We start from the raw sequence: 7,095 nt of genomic DNA, 5'->3' as shown, positions 1-7,095 counted from the left end.
CTCCGGGCCCGTCCGGGCGCCCTCACCCGCTCACCGGCTCACCCGTTCAGCCGCGTTTCAGCACTGGGGGCGGCGGCCGTGGTTGGCCCCGTGCTTGGCCCTGGCCTTCTTCTTGCGGCGGCGCTTCGACGACATGGCCACTCCTCTCGCAGCCGGGACACTTCCGGTCTTCCACCGTTCCACACCCGGGCGGACCCGGCCCGTCGAGGACCCGGCCCGTCGGGCCGCCCCGCGGGTCTCAGGCGCCGTCGCCCGCCAGGGCCGCGCGCCAGGCGGGGCTGTCGACGTAGTGGTTGTCGAAGCGCTCGGACGAGGCCGCGATCGCCCCCGGCGCGGTCTCGCCGCGCATGACGCTGCCCAGCAGGCGCAGGTAGTCGAAGCGGTCCATGCCGGGCGCGAACACGCACAGCACGTCGGCCTCGGAGCCCGGGGCGGCGGCGAAGGCGTGCGGGGTGTGCGGGGGCACGGCCAGGAAGTCGCCCGCGCCCAGCACGGTGACCTCCTCGCCGACCAGCACCCGCAGCGAGCCACCGATCACGAAGAACAGCTCCCAGGCCCGGGTGTGGAAGTGCGCGGGCGCCCCGGGGGCGCCGGCGGCGAAGGTGGAGCGGTAGACGGTGAAGCCGCCCTCGCCCGGGGCCGAGTCGGCGAGCAGCGTCATGGTGGAGCTCGGGTCGGCGCAGATCTCGGCCTCGGCGCAGCGGGTCAGCACGGGGGCGGCGGTGGTGGTGGCGGGGGCGGTGTTCCTCGTCGTCGTCATGTGACCAACCTATGGCCGGAAAGACCCACGATCAGGTGGCAATCAGCGACCGTTTCCATGGGTCAATTTCCACCTGCCGACCCGCCTCCCCCGCATCCTCGGCCTCCCCCGTGCCACCCGGGCGCCGTCAGTCGGGGAGGTTCCCGTTGCCGCCCAGGTTCGCCACCATCCGGCGCAGCACGTTGATCGTGGTCACGAACTCCTCGGTGCCGATGCCCTCGTGGGCGCGTTCGCTGACCGCCAGGTTGCGCTCGCGGGCGCGCAGGCGGCCGGCCTCGCCCTCCTCGGTCAGGGTGAACGCCCCGTCGGCGTCCTCGGTCAGCCAGCCGCGGGCGATCAGGTCGTCGAAGACGGCGTCGAAGGCGGTGCCCTGGTCGTCGTACGGGGCGAGCCGCTCGGCCAGGGTCGTGCGGGTCCACCCGCCGGGACGGCCGGCGGCGTGGTTGAGCGTCCACCAGTGCGGCTGGGTGAGGCCTTCCACCGCGAGCTGCACGCGCAGGCCGTCCACCACCAGGCGGCGGAAGAGCTGGCCGGTCCACGCCCCGATGGGCTGGGCGGCGATGGTCTGCGGTTCGTAGGTCTTGATCGTCATGCCCGGTGCTCCTTCACCTGGTCGTCAGGACACGACCGACCGTAGGACCTCAAGCTGCCTTGAGGTCAAGGCAGTTCCGGGACCCGGAGCTCTGCGATGGTCAACTCCCTTCTAGGGTGGCCCACATGAAGACCGCACCGGCGCTCGCCGCCGCCCTCGCCCTGTCCGCGGCCGCCGTACTCGGCGCGGCCGCCCCCGCCTCCCCCGCGTCCTCGGCCTCCCCCGCCGCCGACCCGCTGGAGCGCTTCCACCGCCAGCCGCTCGCCTGGTCCGCCTGCCAGGAACCGCAGTTGGCCGCCGCCGGCGCCGAGTGCACGGCCCTGACCGTCCCGCTGGACTACCGCGAGCCGCGGGGCCGCACCCTCTCCCTGGCCGTCTCCCGGATCCGCTCCGCCGACCCCGCCAAACGCCGCGGGATACTCCAGACCAACCCCGGCGGGCCCGGCGAGCGCGGGCTGGACATGCCGGCCGCGCTGCGGGAGCAGCTGGCGCCCGGGACGGCGGCGGCCTACGACCTCGTCGGCATGGACCCGCGCGGGGTCGGCGCCGGCGGCCCCAACTGCGGCCTCACCCGCGGCACCTGGCTGCGCTCGACCGGCACCGGCCAGGCCGGCTTCGAGCAGGCCTGGCGCCTGGCCAAGGCCGACGCGGACGCCTGCTGGAGCAAGTACCCGGACCTGCTGCCCCACCTGACCACCCGCAACACCGCCCGGGACGTCGACGTGCTGCGCGCCGCGCTGGGCGAGCAGCGGACCTCCTTCTTCGGGCAGTCCTACGGCGCGATGCTGGGCGCGGTGTACGCGCAGCTGTTCCCCCGGCGCGTCGACCGGCTGGTGCTGGACAGCGCCCTCGACCCGGCGCGGTACGGCATCGGGGCGTTCCAGGACATGGGCGGCGCCAACGAGCGCGCCCTGGACGACTTCGCCGCCTGGGCCGCGCCGCGCGACGCCGCCCACCACCTGGGCGCCACCCCGGCGGCGGTGCGGTCCACCGTCGAGGGCCTGGTCCGGCGGGCCGAGGCGGCGCCGATCGCCGTCGACGGCTACCGGCTCGACGGCGCCCTGCTGCCGGTCCTGCTCGCGGTCTTCCAGAGCGACGACCGCGACAGCGCCGAATACGCGGACGCGCTGCGCCAGTTGCTGGACGCCGTCGACGGCCGGCCGGTACAGGCGGGCCCGGCCCTGCACCAGCTGCTGACCATGCTCCTCGCCCCGGGCCCGGAGGCCGGCGCCGGCCTGTCGTCCACGGTCGCCATCGTGTGCGACGACGTGGCGATGCCCCGCTCGGCCGCGTGGTACCGCGACGCCGTCGAACGCTCCCGCGCCGCCGAGCCGGTCTTCGGCCCGGTCTACAACGGCCCCGTCCCGTGCGCCTCCTGGCGCAGCGCCCCGCTGGAACCGCCGGTAGAGGTCCGCAACGCCGTCCCCGCCCTCCAACTCCACGCCACCGGCGACACCCACGCCCCCTACCAGGGCGCCCTCGCCCTCCACACCCGCCTGCCCGGCTCCCGCCTGGTCACCGTCCCCGGCCGCGTCCACACCCTCACCCTCAACGGCTACAGCCCGTGCGCGAACGCGGTGGTGGACACCTACCTGTCGACGGGGGCGCTGCCGGCGGCGGACACCGTCTGCTGAGCGAAAGCGGCTACGGGCGGCGTTCAGCCAGCGCCGCCCGCATGGCCTCCAGCTGGTTCTGGAGATCCTCCGTCCAGTAGTCATCCTTGCTCGTCAGAAGCTCTCGCGACCTCTCCATCATGGCCTTTTGCAGATCGAAATCCAGGTCCGTATTGCCGTGATCCACACACGCCTTATGGAACCGGACGAGATTCCCAACAGGCGCAACATTGGCCAGTGTTGTGATGAGGTTCGAACGTGCTTCGCTCTTCCTGTCCTCTCCAGAGAGCCAGCGGAAGAGGTCAATGGGCCTCCGCAGACGGACAAGTCCATGTTCAACCATGACACTCTCACGGAAGCGAGACATGGAGTTGAGCTCATGGGCAAGGCTAACGACGTGCCGAACGGGATAGCCGAGAACGATTTGCTCGATGAGGCGGTCGGCGGCGTCGTCTTCGTCAGCATCACGCAGGTAAACGACCGTGGCGCAGATGCCAGCCAGATCCCCCGTGCCGCTACTCTCCCACAGGGCCAGTTCGGCATCCGTGGCGCGGGTGATCTGGTCGAGGGTCTCGGCGTCCCTCTCACGCAGCCTGAGCATGGCCCCCGCCTGCCGGATCTGGTCCTCCAACTGCACGATGCGATCGAGTGCGGCATCCCGTTCATCGGTCAGTACACGGATCTCCTCGCGACTACCGAAGGTCAGTTCCTCCAGCGCGTCCTCCGCGTCCTGGCGCCGTTTACACTCGTCGTGGAGTTCCTGCTGGAGGTCGGCCAGCTCCTGGATCGCCTCGGCTCGGTGGTGGTCGAGCTCCTCGCGGGCGGCGGCGAGTTCGAACTCACGGGCCTGCAGCGGATTGCGCACGCGCACCGCCGCGTACATCAGCGCCCGGATCTCCGCCGCCTCGGCCTGCGAGACCTCCGTACCCGCGCACTCGGCCGCCAGGCGGTGCAGCCGAGTGGCGATCTCCAGGCGGGGCACCTCCCGGCCGTTGAGGAACTTCGACAGCCGGGTCCTGTCGACACCCAGCCGTTCGGCCAGTTCCTCCGAGGTGAGGCCGGTCCGCTCCCTCAGCTCGCGCAGGCACTCCGCACAGCGCCGCTGCGGCTGCGACAGCCGTTCGTCGAGCGGGGCCAGCCCCCTCCGCACGGGCACCCCGTGTCCGTCTCCATGTTGCACCGTCGGCAAGTTGCGCTCTCCCACCGCAAGTTCCGGTTGCGACCTGACGCAACCACCGTGCAGACCATTGTGATGGGCGCTGTACCGAGAGTCGTCCCGTCCACGGAGATCCCCATGCCCCGACAGCAGCGTTCCCGTCCCCCTCGCCCGTTCCTGGAGTTCCGCGTGGGCGGCTTCCGCCTGACCCTGCAGTCCCGGCCCCGCCACCCGGCCGTGCTGCTCCTCGGCGGCCCGGCGGTCAGCATCCTGACCGCCGTCCTCGCCGCGCGCCGTTAGGACGTGTCGCGTCAACGATCACGCATGTGCCTCCAGGAGCTGGTAGAACCGGGGCTGCCCGTGGCACCGGACCACGCGCGTCTGGAGGCATCGTGTCGGGACCGGCAGTCGGGCTGTGGCTCTTCGAACCTTGCTCCTTCGGGGACGTCCTGGCCGGAGTGGTCCCGTGGTTGGAGAGCTTCTGCGAGCCGGTCAGGACCGAGGCCGGTGGCGATCTGGCCATCCGGGTGCGGGAGGCTTCGCCCTTGGGGCTGCGGCACTTTGATCCGGTCGGCGTCGGCGGCTTCGTCCTGTCGGAGGACGAGTACCTGCCGACGGACGACGAGGACTACTCGGCCTTCCTGACGCCCCCGGTGCAGGGGCTGGTCCTGTGCGCCGACTGCTCCGGGCCGGAGAACCATCTGCTGCTCGGCCACCTCGCCCTCGCCATGGCCCGCCGTTTCGGCGCGCTGGTCGACTTCGACGGCGTCCTCGGCTGTCCCACTCCGCGTGATGGGACGCGCGGCGACGCGGACCTCGCCGGGGCGAGGGCACTGGTGGCATCCCTACCGGGGAAGGTGGCAGAGGTCTCCTACGACACGGGCGGCGCCGGCCGCTGGTTCCGGCATGTCGGTGACGTGGAGTTCCTGGCCGCCTGGCTTCGGCATCCGGACTTCCACCTGGTCAAGTAGCGGGCCCGGCCCCCCTTGGGCGTCGGATCAGGTCGTGGCGTCCCGCGGCCGCAGCACCGGTGACGCGATCAGCACGCCGACACGGTGGCGGTCGGCCGGCACCGCCGTGCTCTGGCAGCAACGTCGCTGTTCGCGCCCAGGCCGTTGCCGGGCCGGCTCTCCCCGCCCTGTGCCGCTAACCGGCGCCCTCGCGCAGGAGGGCCGCGAAGGCCTCGGCTGCCGGGGGCACCCGCCGGCCGCGCCGCGTGACCGTGTAGACCTGCCGGACCGGGGTGTCGTCGGGGTGCAGCGGGATGAGGGCGATGCCGGGGCGGGTGACGCGGGCGGCGAGGGAGGGGATCAGGGTGATGCCCAACCCGGCGGCCACCAGGCCGAGTTTGGCGGTCCAGGCGGCGACGGTGTACTCGATGCGGGGCTGGAAGCCGCTGCGGACGCAGGCGGCGAGGAGGGTGGATTCGGCGTGGCGGCGGGCGGCGATCCAGGGTTCGTCGGCGAGTTCGGCCAGGCGCAGGCGGCGGCGCCTGGCGAGGCGGTGGCCGCGCGGGAGGGCGACGAGCACCGGGTCGTCCATGAGCGTCCGGAAGTCGAACTGCTCGCCGGTGTCGGCGGGTTCGGTGTACGAGGCGACCAGGGCGAGGTCGATCGCGCCCTCGGCGAGCAGGTCCAGCAGGTGCGCCGCCAGTCCCTCGGTGAGGCTGATCGCCACGTCCGGGTGCGCGGCGCGGAAGGCGGCGAGGGCGCCGGGGACGAGGGCGGCGTTGGCACTGTCGAAGGCGCCGACCCGCAGGCGTCCGGCGGTGAGTTCGGTGAGGGCGACGAGGTCGCGCCGGGTGGTGTCGAGCCGTTCCAGCATCGCCTCGGCGTGCGGCAGCAGCGCCCGGCCGTGCTCGGTGAGCCGCACCCCGCGTGCCAGCCGGTCGAACAGCGGTGTGCCCAACTCGGCTTCCAGGGTGGCGATCTGGCGGGAGATCGCGGACTGGGTGAAGCCCAGCCGCTCGCCGGCGGCGGTGAAGGAGCCCAGGTGGGCGACGGTGCGGAAGACGTCCAGCCAAGCCATGTCCATTCCGCATGACTACCATGCGGGACATTCGCTTGTCGCCTGGCTTGTGGCTGCCTAGCGTGGCGGCCATGGAGAAGATCGCTTTTCTGGGACTGGGCCGGATGGGCCTGCCGATGGCCCGCCGACTCGCCGACGCCGGCTACCCGTTGACCGTCTGGAACCGCTCCCCCGGCCGCGCCGGTGACCTCACCGGGGCCGGGGCCACCGAGGCCACCACCCCGGCGGAGGCCGTGCGCGGCGCGGACGTCGTCGTCACCATGCTGTCCGACCCGGAGGCCGTCACCGAGCTGGCCGGACGGTTCACGGCCGACCTCGCCCCGGGCACCCTGTGGATCGACATGTCCTCGATCGGCCCGCGCGCCACCGCCGCCCTGCGCGCCGAACTGCCGGACGGCGTCGCCCTGGTGGACGCCCCGGTGATGGGCAGCACGGGCCCTGCGGCCACCGGCGACCTGACGGTCTTCGCGGGCGGCGAGGACGCCGACCTGGACCGCGCCCAGCCGGTCCTGGAGCACCTGGGCCGGGTACGGCGCTGCGGCGGCCCAGGCGCGGGCGCGGCGCTGAAGGTGGTGGTGATCGGCGCGATCGTCGCCTCCGTCACCGTCCTGGGCGAAGTCCTGGCGGTGGCGGATGAGTTGGGCGTGCCGCAGGAGCAGGCGCGGGAGGTGCTGTCGGCCGGGCCGCTCGCGGGGGTGGCGGCCCGGGCGTTCGGCACGGGGTCGGACTTCCCGGTCCGCCTGGCTGCCAAGGACCTCGCCCTGGCGGGCGGCGGCCCGGTGCTGGCCGCGGCCCGCGAAGTGCTGCTGGCGCACCCGGAGATCGCCGAGCAGGACCTGTCGGCGGTGCCGGGGGCGCTGCTACGCGGCCGGTAGGGCGAGGGCGGAGCGGCGGCCGGGCGTCGACCGCCGCCCGGGTACGCGGCGACGTGCGGCGGTGGCCGGAG

General features: G+C 73.2%; 8 protein-coding genes. 4 read left to right on the top strand and 4 right to left on the bottom strand.

Annotation, left to right across the window (positions count from 1 at the left end):
- Nucleotides 1-238 precede the first annotated feature (238 nt).
- Both ACFU7Z_RS33175 and ACFU7Z_RS33170 read right to left on the bottom strand, forming a co-directional pair.
- The gene (locus ACFU7Z_RS33175) at nt 239-760 is read right to left on the bottom strand and encodes a cupin domain-containing protein (protein ID WP_380781606.1); all 522 of its coding nucleotides are present in this window, start codon (nt 758-760) and stop codon (nt 239-241) included.
- A 127-nt stretch (nt 761-887) separates the two neighbouring features.
- Nucleotides 888-1,352, bottom strand: coding sequence for a MarR family winged helix-turn-helix transcriptional regulator (locus ACFU7Z_RS33170; protein WP_380781604.1), 465 nt, complete (start codon nt 1,350-1,352; stop codon nt 888-890).
- A 125-nt stretch (nt 1,353-1,477) separates the two neighbouring features.
- Here ACFU7Z_RS33170 and ACFU7Z_RS33165 point away from each other — a divergent pair, with 125 nt between their 5' ends.
- Nucleotides 1,478-2,986: an alpha/beta hydrolase gene (locus ACFU7Z_RS33165; protein ID WP_380781602.1), complete on the top strand. Its 1,509-nt coding sequence runs from the start codon at nt 1,478-1,480 to the stop codon at nt 2,984-2,986.
- A 10-nt stretch (nt 2,987-2,996) separates the two neighbouring features.
- Here the strand turns inward: ACFU7Z_RS33165 and ACFU7Z_RS33160 are convergent, their stop codons facing one another.
- Nucleotides 2,997-4,169 (bottom strand): helix-turn-helix domain-containing protein, encoded by a 1,173-nt coding sequence (locus ACFU7Z_RS33160; protein ID WP_380781600.1) that lies wholly within the window; start codon nt 4,167-4,169, stop codon nt 2,997-2,999.
- Nucleotides 4,170-4,259: 90 nt separating this feature from the next.
- Here ACFU7Z_RS33160 and ACFU7Z_RS33155 point away from each other — a divergent pair, with 90 nt between their 5' ends.
- Together ACFU7Z_RS33155 and ACFU7Z_RS33150 are read left to right on the top strand one after the other, a co-directional pair.
- Nucleotides 4,260-4,421, top strand: a complete 162-nt coding sequence (locus ACFU7Z_RS33155; RefSeq protein WP_380744520.1) for a hypothetical protein — start codon at nt 4,260-4,262, stop codon at nt 4,419-4,421.
- 92 nt (nt 4,422-4,513) lie between these two features.
- Nucleotides 4,514-5,092: a DUF6368 family protein gene (locus tag ACFU7Z_RS33150; protein ID WP_380781598.1), complete on the top strand. Its 579-nt coding sequence runs from the start codon at nt 4,514-4,516 to the stop codon at nt 5,090-5,092.
- A gap of 175 nt (nt 5,093-5,267) precedes the next feature.
- Here the strand turns inward: ACFU7Z_RS33150 and ACFU7Z_RS33145 are convergent, their stop codons facing one another.
- The gene (locus ACFU7Z_RS33145; protein WP_380781596.1) at nt 5,268-6,149 is read right to left on the bottom strand and encodes a LysR family transcriptional regulator; all 882 of its coding nucleotides are present in this window, start codon (nt 6,147-6,149) and stop codon (nt 5,268-5,270) included.
- 71 nt (nt 6,150-6,220) lie between these two features.
- On the opposite strand from ACFU7Z_RS33145, the gene ACFU7Z_RS33140 reads away from it, so the two are divergent.
- Nucleotides 6,221-7,024 carry an NAD(P)-dependent oxidoreductase gene (locus ACFU7Z_RS33140; RefSeq protein ID WP_380781594.1) on the top strand — a complete coding sequence of 268 codons (804 nt, stop codon included), beginning with the start codon at nt 6,221-6,223 and terminating at the stop codon, nt 7,022-7,024.
- Nucleotides 7,025-7,095 lie beyond the last annotated feature (71 nt).

This window comes from Kitasatospora sp. NPDC057518 (assembly GCF_042802075.1).
Taxonomy (GTDB): domain Bacteria; phylum Actinomycetota; class Actinomycetes; order Streptomycetales; family Streptomycetaceae; genus Kitasatospora.
This window is presented reverse-complemented; position numbering and strand designations above follow the sequence as displayed.

Bases quoted from the DNA above. Each gene is read 5' to 3' on its own strand.
- ACFU7Z_RS33170 (WP_380781604.1), bottom strand. From the start codon at position 1,352: ATGACGATCAAGACCTACGAACCGCAGACCATCGCCGCCCAGCCCATC.
- ACFU7Z_RS33145 (WP_380781596.1), bottom strand. From the start codon at position 6,149: ATGGCTTGGCTGGACGTCTTCCGCACCGTCGCCCACCTGGGCTCCTTC.
- ACFU7Z_RS33140 (WP_380781594.1), top strand. From the start codon at position 6,221: ATGGAGAAGATCGCTTTTCTGGGACTGGGCCGGATGGGCCTGCCGATG.
- ACFU7Z_RS33155 (WP_380744520.1), top strand. From the start codon at position 4,260: ATGCCCCGACAGCAGCGTTCCCGTCCCCCTCGCCCGTTCCTGGAGTTC.
- ACFU7Z_RS33175 (WP_380781606.1), bottom strand. From the start codon at position 760: ATGACGACGACGAGGAACACCGCCCCCGCCACCACCACCGCCGCCCCC.
- ACFU7Z_RS33165 (WP_380781602.1), top strand. From the start codon at position 1,478: ATGAAGACCGCACCGGCGCTCGCCGCCGCCCTCGCCCTGTCCGCGGCC.